Annotated in this window: 11 protein-coding genes and 1 pseudogene; 6 read left to right on the top strand and 6 right to left on the bottom strand. The window is 73.9% G+C overall.

Annotated features, from left to right (window positions below; all coding sequences use genetic code 11):
- Positions 1-41: 41 nt before the first annotated feature.
- From ACIQCH_RS12335 to ACIQCH_RS12325, 3 genes and pseudogenes are all read right to left on the bottom strand, one after another.
- Positions 42-923 (bottom strand): geranyl diphosphate 2-C-methyltransferase, encoded by an 882-nt coding sequence (locus ACIQCH_RS12335; RefSeq protein ID WP_402580589.1) that lies wholly within the window; start codon positions 921-923, stop codon positions 42-44.
- 115 nt (positions 924-1,038) lie between these two features.
- Positions 1,039-2,528: pseudogene (locus ACIQCH_RS12330) on the bottom strand (family 2 encapsulin nanocompartment cargo protein terpene cyclase).
- Between the two features lie 245 nt (positions 2,529-2,773).
- On the bottom strand, positions 2,774-4,198 hold the full coding sequence (locus tag ACIQCH_RS12325) for a family 2B encapsulin nanocompartment shell protein (RefSeq protein ID WP_402580588.1): 1,425 nt from the start codon (positions 4,196-4,198) through the stop codon (positions 2,774-2,776).
- A 355-nt stretch (positions 4,199-4,553) separates the two neighbouring features.
- Between ACIQCH_RS12325 and ACIQCH_RS12320 the strand changes: the two genes are divergently transcribed.
- Both ACIQCH_RS12320 and ACIQCH_RS12315 read left to right on the top strand, forming a co-directional pair.
- Positions 4,554-5,336: an SDR family oxidoreductase gene (locus ACIQCH_RS12320; protein ID WP_402580587.1), complete on the top strand. Its 783-nt coding sequence runs from the start codon at positions 4,554-4,556 to the stop codon at positions 5,334-5,336.
- A 74-nt stretch (positions 5,337-5,410) separates the two neighbouring features.
- A complete protein-coding gene (locus tag ACIQCH_RS12315; protein ID WP_402580586.1) occupies positions 5,411-8,005 on the top strand; it encodes a bifunctional FO biosynthesis protein CofGH in 2,595 nt (864 codons plus the stop codon).
- A gap of 263 nt (positions 8,006-8,268) precedes the next feature.
- Here ACIQCH_RS12315 and ACIQCH_RS12310 read toward each other — a convergent pair whose 3' ends face one another.
- A complete protein-coding gene (locus ACIQCH_RS12310; protein WP_402580585.1) occupies positions 8,269-9,348 on the bottom strand; it encodes a tyrosine-protein phosphatase in 1,080 nt (359 codons plus the stop codon).
- A gap of 352 nt (positions 9,349-9,700) precedes the next feature.
- On the opposite strand from ACIQCH_RS12310, the gene ACIQCH_RS12305 reads away from it, so the two are divergent.
- From ACIQCH_RS12305 to ACIQCH_RS12295, 3 genes are all read left to right on the top strand, one after another.
- The gene (locus ACIQCH_RS12305) at positions 9,701-10,828 is read left to right on the top strand and encodes an ADP-ribosylglycohydrolase family protein (RefSeq protein WP_030197552.1); all 1,128 of its coding nucleotides are present in this window, start codon (positions 9,701-9,703) and stop codon (positions 10,826-10,828) included.
- A gap of 1,016 nt (positions 10,829-11,844) precedes the next feature.
- The gene (locus ACIQCH_RS12300; RefSeq protein ID WP_402580584.1) at positions 11,845-12,783 is read left to right on the top strand and encodes an NADase-type glycan-binding domain-containing protein; all 939 of its coding nucleotides are present in this window, start codon (positions 11,845-11,847) and stop codon (positions 12,781-12,783) included.
- A 355-nt stretch (positions 12,784-13,138) separates the two neighbouring features.
- Positions 13,139-14,653 carry a DUF2079 domain-containing protein gene (locus ACIQCH_RS12295; protein ID WP_402580583.1) on the top strand — a complete coding sequence of 505 codons (1,515 nt, stop codon included), beginning with the start codon at positions 13,139-13,141 and terminating at the stop codon, positions 14,651-14,653.
- A gap of 129 nt (positions 14,654-14,782) precedes the next feature.
- Here ACIQCH_RS12295 and ACIQCH_RS12290 read toward each other — a convergent pair whose 3' ends face one another.
- Both ACIQCH_RS12290 and ACIQCH_RS12285 read right to left on the bottom strand, forming a co-directional pair.
- On the bottom strand, positions 14,783-15,496 hold the full coding sequence (locus ACIQCH_RS12290; protein WP_402580582.1) for a peptidylprolyl isomerase: 714 nt from the start codon (positions 15,494-15,496) through the stop codon (positions 14,783-14,785).
- A gap of 183 nt (positions 15,497-15,679) precedes the next feature.
- Positions 15,680-17,326 (bottom strand): BTAD domain-containing putative transcriptional regulator, encoded by a 1,647-nt coding sequence (locus tag ACIQCH_RS12285; protein WP_402580581.1) that lies wholly within the window; start codon positions 17,324-17,326, stop codon positions 15,680-15,682.
- A gap of 329 nt (positions 17,327-17,655) precedes the next feature.
- On the opposite strand from ACIQCH_RS12285, the gene ACIQCH_RS12280 reads away from it, so the two are divergent.
- Complete coding sequence (locus tag ACIQCH_RS12280; protein ID WP_402580580.1) at positions 17,656-18,516, top strand: TIGR03619 family F420-dependent LLM class oxidoreductase; 861 nt, start codon at positions 17,656-17,658, stop codon at positions 18,514-18,516.
- Positions 18,517-18,565: the final 49 nt, after the last annotated feature.

The raw sequence follows: 18,565 nt of genomic DNA, 5'->3' as shown, positions 1-18,565 counted from the left end.
TCGACGGACGGGCCCGGCACTCGCGGTCGACGCAGCGGTGGTCAGACGCGGTCGGCGGCGATCAGGACGTACTGGAAGGACCCGTCCTCGTACGACTTGATGAACGCCTCCTCGATGCCCGTGACCAGGGACGACGTGGCCCGGAGCCTCCAGTACGGGAGGGTGTCCGGGGTCAGGTCGATGACGGCCTGCGGGACCAGGCGGTTGTCGGCCATCGCCTTCAGGTACTCGCGGCGCGAGTGGATGTTGCACTCGAAGTGGGCGTTGATCTGCGAGACCCACTTTGACGGCTGGCCGTACTTCGGGTTCCAGCAGCCCGTGATGGTGACGTAGCGGCCGCCCACGCGGAGGATGCGGGAGTGCTCGGCCATCAGGTCGTCGAGGTCCACGTACATGCTGGACTCGTTGTTCCACGAGCCCGCGGCGGAGCCCTTCTCGAAGGGCATGTCGAGCATGTTGCAGACGCGGGCGGCGACGTGGTCGCCGATGCCCAGCTCGCCGGCGCGGCGGTTGCCGAACTCGGCCTGCTTCGCGGAGAGGGTGACGCCCTCGACCTTGCAGCCGAAGCGCTGGTGGGCCATGACCGACGAACCCCCGCGGCCGCAGCCGGCGTCCACGAGCAGGTCGTCGCGGCCGACGGGGCCGAGGTGGTCCAGGAGGACGTCCGTCTGCGCGGACTCCAGGCGGTGCAGCTCGGCGATCAGCTTCTTCTCGTACTCGCTGTCCTCGGGGTCGCCGAGCGACTCCTGGTCGATGGCGCCGACGCCGTAGTGGTGGTGGTACAGGCCGTCCACGTCGCCCAGCTTGAGGTTCACCGGCCGGGCCTCGCCGTCCCAGTAGCGGGCGATGTCGCCCTGGTAGGGGGTCACGGGGGCGGGGATGAACGTGGTGGTGTCGACGGTGCTGGTCACAGACAGATCCATTCCTCTTGTCAGTTGGGGGATTTCAAGGGGATGCATGGTTCAAGCGGGACACACGGTTCGGGCGGGATGCCGTGTTGACGGGGGTTTCCTACGACTCACCCGCATGTGCGCTGGTCTACCAGAAGTCGGGCAGGCTGTACCGGTACGTGTTGGTCATGTGCCAGTAGTGGTTGCCGTCCAGCCACACCGCCACGCCGCGCAGGAAGCGCTGCACGGTCGGCAGCGGCACGGCGGCCGCGAACTCGGCCGAGGCGGCCTCGAACTCGTGCATGAGCTCGTTGTGGACCTCGACCGCCTTGAGGTAGCCCTCGCGGTCGGAGAGGCGCTCGCGCTCGGAGATCACCACGGGCAGGTTGAGGTGCTTGCCCGGGCTCTTGAGCTCCTTGGTGTACGAGTACAGGTCGTTGACGATCGTGGTGGCGTTGCCGGCCAGGGCGATGACCTTCTGCAGGCCGGGCTGGGCGTGCAGGTCGGCCGGGAGCTCGTAGCCGCCGACGGTGTCGGTGATCGTCGGGCAGGGGCGGAAGTTGTTGAACTGCCGCATCGCCAGGTACTCGTACACCTCCGGGACGTAGTCCGTCTCGGCCCAGGCGGCTTCGGCGAGGTAGCCCATGTGCAGGCGGGCCATGTCGTGCCGGAAGCGGTCCGTCTGGGAGGGGGTGGCCTGCCGGGCGAAGTACTGCATGGCGGACGTGTACGCACGGCGCGGGGCGTCGGACTGCAGCGAGTCCAGCCAGGCCGGGCCGTACTCCTTGGTGGTGTGCAGGGCGTCCAGTGCGGTGTGGGCCAGGAGGAGTCGGCCGCCGAGCCCGACCGGGGAGCCGCCGTGGTCCTCGCAGTAGATGTCGTCGACCGCGTTCTCGGCGACCATCAGCCGGGTGGCCACCATCAGGTGGTCGACGGTGGGGGCGTCCGGGTGGCAGGCGACCATGTAGCGACCGACGGAGAAGCCGTCGAACTGGTCCTCCCACTCCGGGGGGTAGATCTCGGTCTCGTGGACCGCCCACTCCTTGATCCTGCGGCTGACCTCGGCCACGCGGACGGGGTCGGGCTCCGGGACGGGGTGGAAGTAGAGGCCCGGGATGGGGATGCCCTCGGCCTGCGACGGCGCGGCGGCCGGCCCGGGGAGCTCCACCGCGCCAGCCGATGGGACCGCCGGGGCCGCCGGGGCCGCCTGGGCCGCCGGGGCCTCCCTCAGGCTGAGGAACAGCCCGCTCGTGCCGAGGCCGCCGGGGCGGCTCGGGACGCGGCCCAGGGCCGACGCGGGGGCCGGGGCAGGGGCCGGGGCGGAGACCGGGGTATCCGGCACGCCGACCGGCGCCGTCGGAGCCGCCATCGGAGCCACCACGGGAGCCGGGGGCGCAACGGAGGCCACCGCCTCCGCCGGGGCGGACACGTCGGCCGGGGCCGGGGCCTCGACGTCCGAGGGCGGTACGGGGGCCGGGGCCGGGGCCGGCAGCACGAGGGAGGCCCCCGCGAGTGCGGCGGCCCGCCGGTAGGCGGACGTGAGCACGTCCAGGCCGGACGTACCGACGCCGGCGGCGGACGTACCGGGCCCACCGGACGCGCCAGACGCACCAGGCGCGCCAGGCACGCCAGACGCACCGGGGTCAGGGCCCCCGTGCAGATCGGGGACGACGGACGGCAGGGCGGAAAGCAGGGCGGACTGCAGGGGGGAAGGCCCAGGGTCGGGCATCCGTGGCTCCTTGCTGAGGCTCGCTGAAGCGGGGGTCCGGCCCCGGCCCCCGGCCGACGCCGGGCCCCGGGCTCACGCCCGGGGCCCGGCCCGGGCACGCCCGGCCGGCCCGGGGGCGACCGGGCTGTCGTGACCGTGGGGCGGGGCAGGTCCTCTAATCGTGCCGACGGGCGATCTGCACGTTCTCCAACACGCCGAGCGCGTCCGGCACGAGGATGGCCGCGGAGTAGTAGGTGGTGACGAGGTACGAGATGATCGACCGCTCGTCGATGCCCATGAAGCGGACCGACAGGCCCGGCTCGTACTCCTCCGGAAGGCCCGTCTGACGCAGGCCGATGACGCCCTGGTTGTCCTCGCCGGTACGCATGGCGAGGATGGAGCTGGTGTTCTCCTTGCTGATCGGGATCTTGTTGCACGGCAGGATCGGCACGCCGCGCCAGGCCGGCACCGCCTGTCCGCCGACGTCCACGTGGTCGGGGTACAGGCCGCGGGCGTTGAGCTCCCGCCCGATCGCCGCGATGGTCCTCGGGTGGGCGAGGAAGAGCTTCGTCCCGCGGCGGCGGCAGAGCAGCTCGTCGAGGTCGTCCGGGGTGGGCGGGCCCGAGTGGGGCTGGATGCGCTGCTTGAAGTCCGCGTTGTGGAGCAGACCGAACTCGCGGTTGTTGACGAGCTCGTGCTCCTGGCGCTCGCGCAGGGCCTCGATCGTGAGGCGCAGCTGCTCCTCGGTCTGGTTCATCGGGCCGTTGTAGAGGTCGGCGACCCGGGTGTGGACCTTGAGGATGGTCTGGGCGACGGAGAGCTCGTACTCGCGCGGGTGGGCCTCGTAGTCGACGAAGGCGCCGGGGAGTTCGGCCTCGCCGACGTGGCCGGCGGACATCGCGATCTCGGCCTCGCCGTGCTTGTTCTGGCGCTGCTGCGGGAGGGAGCTGAAGGTGCGGATGTGCTCCTGGAGGTGCGGCGACTGGGCCATGACGGCGGCGAAGTCGGCGCGGGTGAGGGTCAGGAGCGTGCCGGAGGTCTCGGCGGTGGCGGTGTAGTCCCAGGTCGCGTCGCCGTCGAGGAGGGCGTTCTCGCCGAAGCGGTCGCCGTCGGCGAGGACGGAGACGGCGACGTCGTCGCCGTACTTGCCCACCGTGGTCTGGCTGATGCGGCCGTGGGCGAGGAGGTGGATGCGGTCGGCGGGGGTGCCGCGCTCGGCCAGCACCTCGCCGGCGCGGAAGTCGCGCTGGACGCAGCGGCCGGCGAGGGCGGTCAGGACGTCCTCGTCGTCGTAGCCGCGGAGGAGGGCGAGTTCGCCGAGCTCGCGGGGGATCACGCGGACCGCGGCGCCGTCCTGGACGAAGTCGATGCGGCCGTCGCCGACGGTGTAGGACAGGCGGCGGTTGACCCGGTACGCACCGCCCTTGGTCTCCACCCACGGGAGCATCCTGAGCAGCCAGCGGGAGGTGATCTCCTGCATCTGCGGGGCGGACTTGGTGGTGGTGGCGAGGTTGCGGGCGGCTGCGGTGCCGAGGCTGGCCTGCGGGCGCGGCTGCGCCGCCTGCGTGGGCGTCGGCTCCGGGGTGGTGTCGACGGTCATCGGGTGAGGCTCCTTCGTCAGGGGCGGCGGCGCGCGGGCACACGAGTGCCGCCGCGCGTCGCGGTGAGAGAAGAAAAAGAGGTGAGATACCCGGGCATTCCGTTCAGATCCGGGAGCACACTAAGCGCCCGCGCCCCCTGCGAGCGCCTGGAAGCCGGTCGGATTACCTCGATACGGTGATCTTGACGTTGACCGCGTTTGCGGCGCTGATCAGCGACATTTCGGCCGGGGCGGCAGTATCCGGCCGGAGCCGCCCGCCGCCGACCACCCCGGTCGCGCCCCTTCCCTCCGCGCGGACCGCACCCTAATCTGACGAACCATCAGACACGGTTCCGGTGCCGGGAGGCGACTGCGCATGCTGCTGCAAGGGAAGACCGTGATCGTCTCCGGCGTGGGCGCCGGGCTCGGGCACCAGGTCGCGGCGACGGTCGTCCGGGACGGCGGCAACGCGGTGCTGGGCGCCCGTACGGAGGCCAACCTCGCGAAGTCCGCCGCCGAGATCGACCCCGACGGCCGCCACACCGCCTACCGCCCGACGGACATCGCGGACGAGGCGCAGTGCGAGGCGCTGGCCGCGCTCGCGACCGAGCGGTTCGGCGGGATCGACGCGGTGGTGCACGTGGCCGCCTGGGACTCGTACTTCGGCGGGCTGCAGGACGCGGACTTCGGCACCTGGCAGCAGGTCATGGACGTGAACCTGCTCGGCACCCTGCGCATGACCCGGGCCTGCCTGCCCGCCCTGAAGGAGCGGGGCGGATCGGTGGTGATCATCGGCACGCAGTCGGCCGTGGCCGCGCCCTCGCAGGTGCAGCAGGCCGCCTACGCCGCCTCGAAGGGCGCGCTGACCTCCGCCATGTACTCGATGGCCCGGGAGCTCGGCCCGCACCGGATCCGGGTGAACACGGTGCTGCCCGGCTGGATGTGGGGCCCTCCCGTCCAGGCGTACGTCACCTTCACCGCGCACGGCGAGGGCGTGCCGGAGGCGGCGGTGCTGGAGCGGCTGACCTCGCGCATGGCCCTGCCGGAGCTCGCCACGGACGGGGACGTCGCGGACGCCGCCGCCTTCCTCGCCTCCGACCGGGCGAGGGCCATCACGGGGCAGTCGCTGCTCGTGAACGCGGGCGAGCTGATGAGGTGACCGGTGGGGGACGACCGGGTGCCGGGCCGGGAACGGGGGCACGGGGCTCGATCACTGGATCGTATGCTCCTCAGATGACCACCGATGTGCCGCAGCCCCCCACCGCCAACGCCATGCGCCGGGCCCTCAAAAGGGCCCGCGACGGCGTCGCGCTCGACCTCGCCGAGGCCGCCGTGCTGCTGCAGGCGCGCGGGGCGGACCTCGACGACCTGACCGCCTCCGCCGCCCGCGTGCGCGACGCGGGGCTGGCCGCCGCCGGGCGCCCCGGGGTCATCACGTACTCGAAGAGCGTCTTCATCCCGCTCACCCGGCTCTGCCGCGACAAGTGCCACTACTGCACCTTCGCCACCGTGCCCGGCAAGCTCCGGCGCGACGGCCACGGGATGTTCATGTCCCCGGACGAGGTGCTGGACGTGGCGCGCAAGGGCGCCGCGGCCGGGTGCAAGGAGGCGCTCATCACCCTCGGGGACAAGCCCGAGGACCGGTGGCCCGAGGCCCGCGAGTGGCTCGACGCGCACGGCTACGACGACACCCTGGCGTACGTGCGGGCCATGTCGATCCGCATCCTCGAGGAGACCGGCCTGCTGCCGCACCTCAACCCCGGGGTCATGGGCTGGGCCGACTTCCAGCGCCTCAAGCCCGTCGCGCCCAGCATGGGGATGATGCTGGAGACCACCGCCACCCGGCTGTGGTCCGAGCCGGGCATGCCCCACTACGGCTCCCCCGACAAGGAGCCGGCCGTCCGGCTGCGGGTGCTGGAGGACGCGGGCCGGTCCTCGGTGCCGTTCACGTCCGGGCTGCTCATCGGGATCGGGGAGACGTACGAGGAGCGCGCCGACTCGCTGTTCGCGCTGCGCCGCGTCGCCCGCGCCTACCACGGCATCCAGGAACTGATCATCCAGAACTTCCGGGCCAAGCCCGACACCGCCATGCGCGGCATGCCGGACGCCGAGCTGGACGACCTGGTCGCGACCGTGGCCGTGGCCCGGCACATCATGGGGCCGTCCGCGTGCCTCCAGGCGCCGCCCAACCTCGTCGAGGACGAGTACGCGCGGCTCATCGGGGCCGGGATCGACGACTGGGGCGGGGTCTCCCCGCTCACCATCGACCACGTCAACCCCGAGCGGCCGTGGCCGCAGATCGAGCGGCTGGCGCAGGAGTCCGCGGCCGCCGGCTTCGAGCTGCGCGAACGGCTCTGCGTGTACCCGGAGTTCGTGCAGCGCGGCGAGCCCTGGCTGGACCCCCGCCTGCTGCCGCACGTACGGGCGCTCGCCGACCCGGAGACCGGGCTGGCGCGGCCGGACGCCGTGGTCGAGGGCCGGCCGTGGCAGGAGCCCGACGAGGTGTTCGCCGCGAGCGGCCGCACGGACCTGCACCGCACCATCGACAGCGAGGGGCGCACCGGGGACCGGCGGGCCGACTTCGACGCCGTGTACGGGGACTGGGAGGCGCTGCGCGAGGCGGCGGCGCCCGGCATGGCCCCCGAGCGGATCGACACCGACGTGCGGCAGGCGCTGCGGCAGGCCGCCGACGACCCGACCGGGCTGAGCGACGCCGAGGCGCTGGCGCTGCTGCACGCCGACGGTCCCGCGCTCGACGCCCTCACCCGCATCGCCGACGACCTGCGCCGGTCGGTGGTCGGCGAGGACGTCACGTACATCGTGACGCGGAACATCAACTTCACGAACGTCTGCTACACCGGCTGCCGCTTCTGCGCCTTCGCGCAGCGCCGCACGGACGCCGACGCGTACACCCTGTCGCTCGAGCAGGTGGCCGAACGGGCCGCGCAGGCCTGGGAGGTGGGCGCGGTCGAGGTGTGCATGCAGGGCGGCATCCACCCCGACCTGCCCGGCACCGCGTACTTCGACATCGCGCGGGCGGTCAAGGAGCGGGTGCCGGGCATGCACGTGCACGCCTTCTCGCCGATGGAGGTCGTCAACGGCGCGACCCGCACCGGGATGTCCGTGCGGGACTGGCTGACGGCGGCCAAGGAGGCCGGGCTGGACTCGATCCCCGGCACCGCGGCCGAGATCCTCGACGACGAGGTGCGGTGGGTGCTCACCAAGGGCAAGCTGCCGGCCGCCGACTGGATCGAGGTCGTCTCGACCGCCCACGAGCTGGGCATCCGGTCGTCGTCCACGATGATGTACGGCCACGTGGACCAGCCCCGGCACTGGCTCGGGCACTTCCGCACACTGGCCCGGATGCAGCGGGAGGCGCTGGAGAAGGGGGTGGCCGGCTTCACGGAGTTCGTCACCCTGCCCTTCATCCACACCAACGCGCCCGTCTACCTGGCGGGGATCTCCCGGCCGGGGCCGACGGTGCGCGACAACCGGGCCGTGACGGCGATGGCGCGGCTGCTGCTGCACCCGTACATCCCCAACATCCAGACGAGCTGGGTGAAGCTGGGCGCGGAGGGGGCCGCCGAAATGCTGCGCTCGGGCGCGAACGACCTGGGCGGCACCCTGATGGAGGAGACCATCTCGCGGATGGCGGGGTCGAGCTACGGCTCGTACAAGTCCGTCCGGGACCTGGAGGCCATCGCGGAGGCGGCGGGCCGGCCGGTGCGGGCGCGCACGACCCTGTACGGGGAGGTGCCGGCGGAGCGGCTGCGGGCGGCCGCGGCCTCGGACGGGCACCTGCCGGAGCTGCTGCCGGTGCTGGATTAGGGAGGTGCGGCCCGTACCGCGGTACGGCCCCGCCGGGTAGCTTTCGCGTCGGGGGGCCGTCCCGTGGTGTGTGGGTCCCCTCGGCGCTTGACCCGGCAGGGCCTGCAGGCCCTGCGGCAGGCCCACCCCAGGGGCAAGGGGCTTCGCCCTGGCCTTCGGCCACCCCTGGCCCGGGCCTGCCTCCGGACCAGCCTGCCCTACCGCCTCAAGCGCCTCCCCCACACACCACGGGACGGCAACTCCCTTGAAATCGTCGGCCGGTGTCAGCCGACGAGGAGGTCCCGCTCGAGGTCCTTGAGCTCGCTGCGGTCGAGGCCGAGGCCGGCGCGGACGTACGCGTCGAAGGTGCCGAACGTCGCGCGGACCTCGTCGTAGCCGGAGTTCAGGTACTCGGGGCGGACGTCGAGCAGCGGCTTGTAGACGGCGGCCTGGGCCGGGGGCAGGTGGCTCAGGACCGCGTCGTTGGCGGCCTTGCGGTAGTCGTTGCTGGCCAGGTAGTCGGCCATGACCGTCTCCCGCGGCACGCCGAGCGCGGTGAGCAGCGAGGCGGCGGCCCAGCCGGTGCGGTCCTTGCCGGCGGTGCAGTGGAAGAGCACGGCGGTGCCGCGGGCGTCGGAGTGCCGGATGCCCGCGAAGACGGTGCGGTAGGCCTTCCCGGCCGGCTTCGCGCTCACCATGGTCTTCTCGGCGCCGACCATGGCCGCCACGGCCTCGTCGGGGGTGCGGGGCATGGTGGTGAACGCGCCGGAGTCGGCGAACACGTCGGCGACGGTGTACTCCGCGCCGGCCGGGACGACGTCCGGGTCCTTGTCGCGCTCGCTCTGCATGCGCAGGTCGAAGACGCCCTTGATGCCGAGGCGCCCGAGCTTGGCGACGTCGTTCGGGGTGAGGCGGTTCAGGGCGTCGGAGCGGTAGACCTCGCCCATCTTGACCCAGTGGCCGTCGCGGGTGCGGTAGCCGCCCGCGTCGCGCAGGTTGACGGTGCCGTCGAGCTTGACCAGGCGGTCGGCCAGGCGCAGGCCCCGGCCGTGGTCGGCGCGGAAGTCGAACCACTGGCGGTCGGCGGCGGGCAGGCCGGTGACGACGGCCTCGCCGCGGGCTCCGCCGCGGGCGACGACCTTGCCGCCCGCGCGGATCTCGACGCGGCGGACGTCGCGCTCGGCGGCCCAGGTGAGCGTGAACGAGCCGTCGGCGCGGGCGGTGACGGCGGCGGCGGTGAAGGGGATGGCGGGGTGGGAGTGCCGCGCGCCGTGGGCGTCGGTGGCCACGGCGGGAGCCGCGGTGAGGGAGAGGGCGAGCGCCGTGGCGCCGGCGAGCGCGGTGGCGAGGGCTGCGGTCTTCATGGAAGGGAGGTTCCGAGTCGCGGAACAACTGGCCCTGAACGGAACATGGCCGAAAGAGACAGGCTGGATGACGACAAATGGCAAAGCATGCCACCAGGGCGAAACGCGCCGACCAAGCCGCCGACCGGTGCGGACGCGGCCGACGGCGACGCCGCCGGCCGGACCGCCGTCGCCTACGGGGGACGAACCCACCGCCGGAAGGGCCGCCGAAGCGGTGTACGGATGGCTGGAGTTCGCATTCCAGCCGTTCTCCGCTCACCTTCGCGCCTCGTGGCCCACCACGTCCGGATTCGATCGACTCTGTCCGTTACAGTGCCGACCCGGATCCAGGAGGGATCCAGTGGGGGGTTCCGTGAGCTCAGCGACAGTGACGACGCCCGTCTGGGGCAGGACCGAGCAGCAGGACTTCCGCAGCCGGGTCCGCGGCGCCCTGCTCGGCGGTGCGATCGGGGACGCCCTCGGCGCGCCCGTGGCCGGCCTCTCCCTCGTCGGCATCCGCGAGAAGCACGGCCTGGAGGGCCTGACCGAGCTCGCCCCGGCCTACGGACGGCGCGGCAGCGTCACCTCCCCGACCCAGCTGACCCTGTTCACCGTGGACGGCCTGATACGGGCCCACGTACGGCGCGACACCGGCGCCTGGCACCCGCCCACGGACGTCCACCGCGCGTACCTGCGCTGGGCCGCCACCCAGCACGACTGGGGCCCGGACGAACGCCGCAAGGACAACGGTTGGCTGGCCCGCGAGGAGTGGCTGTACGCCCGCCGCGGCCCCGACCGGGCCTGCATGACGGGGTTCGGCGACGAGATCCTCGGCACCCTCGAGAAGCCGAAGAACCCCACCGCGCGGGACGCGGGCGCGACCGGCCGTTCGGCGCCCTTCGGGCTGCTGGTCGGATGGGAGCCGGCGCTGGTGCTCCAGCTCGCCGTGGAGTGCGCCGCCCAGAGCCACGGGCACCCGACCGCCTACCTGTCGGCGGGCGCGTTCGCCGTGATCGTGCACGGGCTGACCCGGGGCGACGGCCTCGACGCCGCCGTGCAGCGGGCACTCGGCATGCTCGGCGGCCGGCCCGGCCACCAGCCGGTCACCGACGCCCTGCAACGCGCCCTGGGCGCCGTACGGCAGGGACTGCCCTCCCCCAAGCTCGTCGAGTCCCTGTCCCCCGGCGACGGGCGGGACGCCGAGGACGCGCTTGCGGTGGCGGTGTACTGCGCCCTGGTCGCCGAGGACCTGCGGCACGGCCTGCGGCTGGCGGTCAACCACGGCGGCGACTCCACGGCCACCGGCGCGCTGTGCGGCGCCCTGTTGGGCGCCCTGCACGGCGAGACGGCACTGCCGCCGGCCTGGCTGGCCGAACTGGAGGGGCGGGCGACGATCCTGGAGCTGGCCGACGACTTCGCGATGGAGATGACCCAGGGACCGGCCCTGCACGGCCCGACCGTCACCTCCACCGGCTGGCTGGCCCGCTACCCGCGCTCCTGACCTGCTGGGGTCCTGGGGTCCTGACCTCCGGGCCTCCGGGCCCCCGGGGGTCCTGCGCTCCGCGAAAGCCACCACCCCGTGACGTGCGGAGTCCCGCCCCAGGTGTCTCAGGAGTCACCGGCCCCATGGCGTACCGAAAGCCCGCCCGTGATGTCCCGCGAGCCACCGCCCCATCGCACGCCTATCGGAAGCCCGCCCGTGGTGTCCCGGGAGCCGGCCGCCCCGTGGTGTGTGGGGGAGGCGCTTGACGCGGCATGGCAAGCTGGTCCGGAGGCAGGCCCGGGCCTGGGGTGGCCGAAGGCCAGGGCGAAGCCCCGAAGCCCCAGGGGTGGGCCTGCCGCAGGGCCTGCAGGCCGTGCCGCGTCAAGCGCCGAGGGGACCCGCACACCACGGGGCGGCCCCACGAAGCGTGCCCGCCCCGACGCCGGAGGCGATCCCACCCCGACACCGGCGAAGCCACCCCGACACCGGCGATCCCACCCCGACACCGGCGAAGCCACCCCGACCCACGCGAACCCACCCCCACCCCGGTCGACCGAGCGCCCCGCCCCCGGCCTGCGCGGTGACCCGAAAGGGCAAGGGAAGCCCGGGTGTCGGCTGCCCTTACGGGCATGGCTCCGAAGGGCCGCGGGGCGGAGCATGAACCCCGGGAGAGGGGTGAGCGAGGCTTGGTCAACTGCGCGGTGTGCGGGCACCGGTGCGAGCCGGGGGAACAGTTCTGCGGGAACTGCGGGGCCTTCATCGAGTGGGACGAGGCACCGACGGCAGGTGCGGGGACGGGCAGCGGCACGGGAAGCAGTACGAGCAGCAGCGCGCACAGCAGCTCAGGCGCCCCCGCCCCAGCCGCCCCTGGCCCGACCACCCAGACCCCGGGACCCACCCCCACCCCCACCCCCGTCTCCCCACCCACCCCCGCGGCGGAGACCGCCTCCGCCGGCCGGCGGCCCGCGCCCGCCGTGCCGGCCCCGCCACCACCCGCGATCCCGCCCTCGGTGCCGGCGCCCCCGCCGCCCTCGGTGCCACCTTCGGTCCCGCCCTCGCAACCGCCCGGCGCGCCCGCGCAGGCCGCCCCGCCCGCCGGCCAGGTCCCCGTACCGCGGACCCCGGCACCACCACCGCCCGGACGGGACCCGGTACGGGCGGTCCAGCCCAGCGCCGAACCGCACCGGGGCCCGGCCGTCCGGGTCCGGGACGAGCCCGACGAGCCGCCGCCCCAGGCGGGCGACCTCGTCTGCGGCCAGTGCGGGGCGGGCAACGTGCCCACCCGCCGCTTCTGCCGCCGCTGCGGCTCCTCGCTGCAGGACGCCCGTGTCGCCCCCCGACCGCCCTGGTGGAAGCGGCTGTTCACCCGCCGCCCGAAGGCGGCGCCGGCGGCCGGTGAACGTCCACGCCCGCGCCGGTGGCGGCGCCCGTCCTGCCTCGTTCCGCTCGTCCTGCTCGCCGTCCTCGCCGGCGCCGGGTACGCGCTGCGCGGCCAGGTCCCGGGGGCCGTGGAGTCCGTACGCGACCGGATCGGCAAGGCCGAACAGGTGCACGCGGTACGGCTGACCGCCTCCAGCGCCGGGGCCGGGCACGCGGCCGCCCTGGCCGTCGACGGCACCACGGACAAGTACTGGGCGCCGGCCGCGACGGGGGACGCGCACGGGCAGTTCCTGGAGGCGGAGTTCGCCGGACCCGTACGGCTCCTCGACGTGGTCGTCCACCCGGGGATCTCACCCGTGGCGGAGAAGTTCCTCACCCAGGCCCGGCCGGCCACCCTGCTGGTGACGGTCACCGCAGGGGACGGACGCGTGACGCGGAAGACGGTCCGGGTGCCGGACGAGCCCGGCCCGCACCGCTTCCACGTGCCGGTGTCCGACGCCGTGCGGGTGCGGGTCACCATCGAGTCGGCATCCGGCGCCGCGGCGGGCCGCCATGTGGCCGTAGCGGAACTGGAGTTCTTCAAGCGCTCCTAACGGACACGGGCCGGACCAGCACACCCAAACCTGCACCCCAAGCCGGCACACCCAAACCAGCACCCCAGGCCGGCACACCCAAGCCAGCACCCCAGGCCGGCACGATCGGACCCCACCCCCAGGCCGGCCCGAACGCCCCGCCACCCCCAACCCAGCCCGAACGCCCCGCCACCCCCAAGCCCGCCCGAACGCCCCAGCACCCCCAAGCGCACCGAACCACGCCCCGGCACGACACCCGACAGACCCGGTCTCCCCGCCCGCGGGCACCCGTTGACGTGCGCCATTCGACGGAATCTGCCCGGCCGGGAGCCAACTCCGGCGGCGTCCAGCGCGGTTGCTGGCATCTTGGGGAGCCATGCACGCACCCACCGGCGACGCCCCCGCCACGCTCCCCCCGCAGCAGACCGGCACCGCGGCACGAACCGCGCCGGAACCCGCGGCGCGAGCCCGTCCCGGGACCACGTGGTGGATCTGGGCCATGGCGGCGGCGCTGTTCCTCGGCTACTCGATCCTCTCCCTCTCCGTCCACGAGCGCCTGCTCTCCCGCAGCTTCGACCTGGGGATCTTCGTCCAGGTCGTGCGCTCGTACGCGGCCTGGCACCTGCCCGTCTCCGAGGTCAAGGGCCCCGACTTCCCGGTCCTGGGCGACCACTTCTCCCCCGTCCTGGCCCTGCTCGCGCCCCTGTACTGGCTGTGGCCCTCGGTCAAGATGCTGCTCGTGGCGCAGGCCGCACTGGTCGCCGGGAGCATGGTGCCCCTGGCGTTCTGGGCGCGCCGCGCACTGGGCGCCCCGGCCGCCGCGGTCGTCGGCGCCTGCTACGGCCTGTCGTGGGGGCTCGCGAGCGGCGTCGAGTCCGACTTCCACGAGTGGGCCTTCGCCCTCCCGCTGCTCACCCTCTCCCTCACGGCACTGAGCGCCGGCCGGCTGCGCGCCGCCGCGGCCTGGGCCCTGCCCCTGGTGCTGGTGAAGGAGGACATGGGCCTGACCGTGGCCGCCATCGGCGTGGTCATCGCCTGGCAGGGCGGCCGCGGCAACCGCCGGACCGGACTGCTCACCGCGGCGGCCGGCGTGCTGGCGGTGGCCCTCTCGCTGCTGGTGCTCAGCTCCTTCCACCCGGGCGGCTTCGAGGGCTACTTCGGGTCCCACAACCCCGGCAGCGGTGCCCCGGCCGGGCCGCAGGACGCGGCCGGCGGCGGCCTGCCGGCCATGCTGGAGCGGCTGACGATCGGCCTCATCGAGCCCCGCGAGAAGGTCACCACCCTCATCCTGATCTTCGCGCCCACCCTCTTCCTGGCCCTGCGCTCGCCGCTGGCCCTGGTCCTGGTGCCGTCCGTGCTGTGGCGCCTCGCCTCCAACTACCCGCCCCACTGGGGGACCGGCTACCACTACTCCCTGCTCGTCATGCCGATCGTCTTCGTGGCCTTCGTCGACGCCCTGCACCGGCGCGGCACCGGCGGCCGCAGCCTGTACCGGTACCTGGCGGGCTGCGCGGGGGTCACCCTCCTGCTTCTGCCGCACTTCCCCTTCTGGCAGTTGGTCAAGGCGGACACGTGGCGCAACCACCCGCGCACCGCGGTGGCCCGCCAGGTGATGGCCGAGATCCCGGACGACGCCACCGTCCAGGCGTCGCACTACCTGGTGCCCCACCTCGCCGACCGGACGAGCGTCAGCCTCTACGGCTGGGGGGACAGCCGCCCCAACCCGGAATGGATCATGGTGGACACCGAGGTGGCGCCGCAGTGGCGGTGGCCGATGTCGGTGGTGCAGGAGTCGTACGCCCTCGAGGACGCCCGTGCCCACGGCTACCGCACGGTGGTGGAGCGCGACGGCTTCGTCCTGCTGAGCCGTACGGCCGCCCGCACCGGCTGACCCCTCCGCCGGTACCGGCGGGGGCTCCCGCCGGTACCGGCCCGCACGAACACGGGTGCCACGCGCCGCGAGCGGCGACGTGGCACCCGTGTTCGTGCGAGGGGGGCGGGGTGGGGGTGGGGAAGGAGGTCAGGCGGGCAGGACCTGCACCGTGAAGGACTTGATGACGACCGGCTCCTTGGGCCTGCCGTCGGTCGATCCGTTCACCGTGCCCTTCTCCGCGATCTTCCGCAGCACGTCCAGCCCGTCGATGACGTTCCCGAACGGCGTCCACTGGGGCGGCATCCGGAGCGTGGGATCGCCGTAGGTGAGGAAGAACTGGCCGCCGTTGCGCCCCGGCTGGGCCTTGGAGACGGCCACGGTGCCGGTCGGATAGGCGGCCCCGGACAGATTCTCGTCCGGATACGAATAACCGGGGTCGGAGGTGCCCTTGCCGGCGGGGTCACCGCATTCCAGCACGAAGATCCCCTGGGTGGTGAGGCGGTGGCATTCGCTGCCGTCGAAGTACTTCTTTCCGGCGAGGAAGGAGAACGAATTGGTGGTGCACGGCGCCTGCGTGGTCAGCGCCTGGATCGTGACCGTCCCCTCGCTGGTGACGAGGCTGTACATGACGGGCCGGCGGGCCGTGACGGTGTCGAAGGCGGGTACGCCCACGGACTTGGTGGCACTGCCGGTCGGCGTATAGGTGCAGGTGGAGGCGGATTTGGCGTCGGTGGCGGTGCTGTCCGTCAGGGCGACCGCCGTCCACGCGAGGGCGGCGCAGGTGGCGGCCCCCGCGACCACGAAGGCCGCCGTCCTGGCCCCGCGCCGTCCGCCGGCATCCTTCCCGCTGGTCAGACTCATACGTGCCTCGAATTCGTGAGCGGGCGTGTACGACGCGGTGAGCGTATCCAGTGGCACGCCGGACGCCGGACGCCACACGCCGGGGGCCCGAGCGGGAAGTCGCGGGAAATCACGGTGTGTTAAGCGCCTTTTCCGTACGCGGCGAGCACGCCCCCGCGCGCCGGGAATTCGGGCCGCGGGAATTCAGGCCGGGTCAGGGGCCGAGAGGGTGGCGAGGATACGGGCGTGCCGCCGCTCGGCGTGCCGGGCCGCGACGGGGTCGCCGGCCCGCAGGTGGGCGGCGACGAGCAGCCGCCAGACCGCGTCCTGGAACGGGTCGACCGACAGCGCGAACGACGCCGCCGTCACCGCCGCCGCGGCGCGGTCCCGGCCGAGCTCCACCTCGGCCAGGACGTGCGCGGCCCGCACCGCCTGGGCGCGGTACCGCTCGCGGATCGGCACCACCCATTCCGCCGGCCCGTCCTCCGGCAGGAGCTCGCCCGTGTAGAGGGCCAGGGCCTGCTGGAGGGCGGAGACGGCCCGGTCCGCGTCGGAACCCGCTGCCGCCCGCAGCCCCTCGGCGAGGGCGGCCTCGAAGCGCTGTACGTCGCTGCTGCCGTCCGGGGCCAGCACCAGCATGTACGCCTCGCCCTGGCGCACCAGCACCTGCGCCCGCCCGCGGTCCGTGCCCGGTTCCAGGAAGGTCCGCAGCGCCGACACGGCGACCTGCAGCCCGCGCCCGGCGGTGCGGGCCGGGCTCTCGGGCCACAGGGCGGCCATGAGTTCCTCGCGGTGCACGGGGCGCCCGGCGTGCACCGACAGCAGTCGGGCCAGCGTCCGCACCCGGGGCCGGGTCGCGGACCAGTCCAGGGCCTGTCCGCCCACCGTGGCCTCGTAACGCCGGAAGCACCGCACGGACAGCGGACCCCCCGCCGGCACCACACCTGCACCAACACCAACACGAGCACCAGCACCAGCACCAGCGGATCCGACCCCGGATCCGACCCCGGGCCCGTACGCGCCCCCGGTCGCGCCGTCGGCGCCGGGTGCCGCGCCGCCGGGCCCGGCGGCGACCGGGGCGGGGACGCGGTGGGCGGCCGGGGTCCGGCGGCGGGCGGTGTGGGCACGCAGCAGCGGGACGTCCACCATCCCGTACTCCTCGGCCGCCTCCGGTCCGGTGGGCGCGCAGCCGGGCGGCAGCGCGCCCAGCACCTCGCGGTCCAGGTACGTCCGCAGGGCCGCCGAGTCCAGCGGGTCCCGCCCCGCCAGCACCAGCGGGGCGCCCAGCCGCAGCACGGCCGGCCACCCCCCGGTCAGCTCCGCCAGGTCGGGGCCGGCGTCGGGGAAGGCGCGGGCGATCTCGGCCTCGCCGAGGCGCAGTTCGCGGGCGGTGAGGACGCAGGTGTCGGCCAGTTCGGCGCGCGCGAGGTTGAGGGCGGGCATCCGCCGGCCGGCCAGGACCAGCCTCAGGTTGGCGGGGGCGAGCAGGGCCAGCTCCTCCAGCACCAGCTCGGCGGGGCTGCCGTGGACCAGGTGCACGTCGTCGACGAGGAGGAGGACGGGGTCGGCGTGGCGCTCGACGGCGAGCAGCACGGCCTCCACCGTCACCCCGCCGTCCCGTTCGGCCGGGCCGGACGGGACGGCGATGTGCAGCCGCCGGCCGAGGCGGCCGAGCAGGGCGGGGGCACCACGGGTGTCGCGGCTGGGGTGCCAGTGCAGCACCTTGCCCTCGAAGGCGGCCGCGGCCTGGGTGAGGACGGTGGTCTTCCCGTAGCCCGCCGGCGCAACCAGAAGTGCCAGCGGTCCGGGCCCGCCGATCAGTCCGGGCACGATTCGGTCCCGCACGGTCATGAATGCTCCCCCCTGCAACCGAGCAGGACAAGGATCGGTGCTCACTCTCCGCAATGAACGAGTTACTGCTTACCGAATCGTGGCCTGGCTGGCAACATCCGTGCCCCCCTCGGCATTTGACCGCGCGGGCCGTAGGTTGAGTGCCGCACTCGACGATGTTCGGCGCAGGCCGACCGGGACGGACCGGTGACCGACCGGAGACGGTTCGAAGTGCGGCCGTTTCCGACCGTCCGGAGCAGTCGGACCCGGTAGGACGTGGCCGGGTGAAAGCCGGTGGCGTTTGATGACGTTCGACGACGTTCGACGACGTTCAACGGAGGTGTCAGCACATGCGGATCGCCGTGACGATCTTCCTGACGGACCGGACCCCCTCCCCCGTCCGGCTCGCGCACGAGCTGGAACGGCGCGGGTTCCACGGCCTGTATCTCCCGGAGCACACCCACATCCCCGTCAGCCGCGAGACGCCCGCGCCGATGGGCGGGGACCTGCCCGAGCAGTACGGGCGCACCCTCGACCCGCTCGTCGCGCTCGGCCAGGCGGCCGCGGTCACCGAGCGGCTCGCCCTCGGCACGGGCATCACCCTGGTGGCGCAGCACGACCCGATCGACCTGGCCAAGGGCGTCGCGACCCTGGACCACCTCTCGGGCGGCCGCTTCACGCTCGGCATCGGCTACGGCTGGAACCGCGAGGAGGCCGCCGACCACGGGGTGGAGTGGTCGACCCGGCGCGCTCTCGTGCGCGACCGGATGGCGCTGATGCGGGCCCTGTGGGCGCCGGAACCGATGCCGTACGACGGCGAGTTCGGGTCCGTACGGGCCAGCTCGGCGCACCCCAAGCCGGCCCGGGCCCCGCGCGACCTGGGCGCCGGCCGGGCGCTGCACGGGCCGCGCACGCTGCTGGGCGGGTCGGCCGGGCCGAAGCTGTTCGCGCACATCGCGGAGTTCACCGACGGCTGGATGCCGATCGGCGGGCGGGGCCTGACCGAGAGCCTGCCGGTGCTGCGCGGGGCGTGGGAGGAGGCCGGCCGGGATCCGAAGGCGCTCCAGGTGGTCCCGTACGCCATCCACCCCTCGCGCGGGAAGCTCGACCACTACGCGGAGCTGGGCATCGAGGAGGTGGTGGCGCAGCTGCCGGCGGCGGACGAGCCGGAGGTGCTGCGCGCGCTGGACGGGCTGGCCGAGTTCCTCTGAGGGGCGCGACCGCCGGGGCGCGACCGCCGGGGCGCGACCGCCGGGGCGG

The organism is Streptomyces sp. NPDC093225, from assembly GCF_044753805.1.
GTDB lineage: Bacteria > Actinomycetota > Actinomycetes > Streptomycetales > Streptomycetaceae > Streptomyces.
The sequence above is the reverse complement of the archived record's forward strand: the minus strand, read 5'-3'. Positions and strand labels throughout refer to the sequence as shown.

What these genes read in the sequence shown, in the direction of transcription:
- ACIQCH_RS12285 (WP_402580581.1), bottom strand. Translation starts at nt 17,326, where the DNA reads ATGACCGTGCGGGACCGAATCGTGCCCGGACTGATCGGCGGGCCCGGA.
- ACIQCH_RS12315 (WP_402580586.1), top strand. Translation starts at nt 5,411, where the DNA reads ATGACCACCGATGTGCCGCAGCCCCCCACCGCCAACGCCATGCGCCGG.
- ACIQCH_RS12290 (WP_402580582.1), bottom strand. Translation starts at nt 15,496, where the DNA reads ATGAGTCTGACCAGCGGGAAGGATGCCGGCGGACGGCGCGGGGCCAGG.
- ACIQCH_RS12320 (WP_402580587.1), top strand. Translation starts at nt 4,554, where the DNA reads ATGCTGCTGCAAGGGAAGACCGTGATCGTCTCCGGCGTGGGCGCCGGG.
- ACIQCH_RS12325 (WP_402580588.1), bottom strand. Translation starts at nt 4,198, where the DNA reads ATGACCGTCGACACCACCCCGGAGCCGACGCCCACGCAGGCGGCGCAG.
- ACIQCH_RS12295 (WP_402580583.1), top strand. Translation starts at nt 13,139, where the DNA reads ATGCACGCACCCACCGGCGACGCCCCCGCCACGCTCCCCCCGCAGCAG.
- ACIQCH_RS12310 (WP_402580585.1), bottom strand. Translation starts at nt 9,348, where the DNA reads ATGAAGACCGCAGCCCTCGCCACCGCGCTCGCCGGCGCCACGGCGCTC.
- ACIQCH_RS12335 (WP_402580589.1), bottom strand. Translation starts at nt 923, where the DNA reads ATGGATCTGTCTGTGACCAGCACCGTCGACACCACCACGTTCATCCCC.
- ACIQCH_RS12280 (WP_402580580.1), top strand. Translation starts at nt 17,656, where the DNA reads ATGCGGATCGCCGTGACGATCTTCCTGACGGACCGGACCCCCTCCCCC.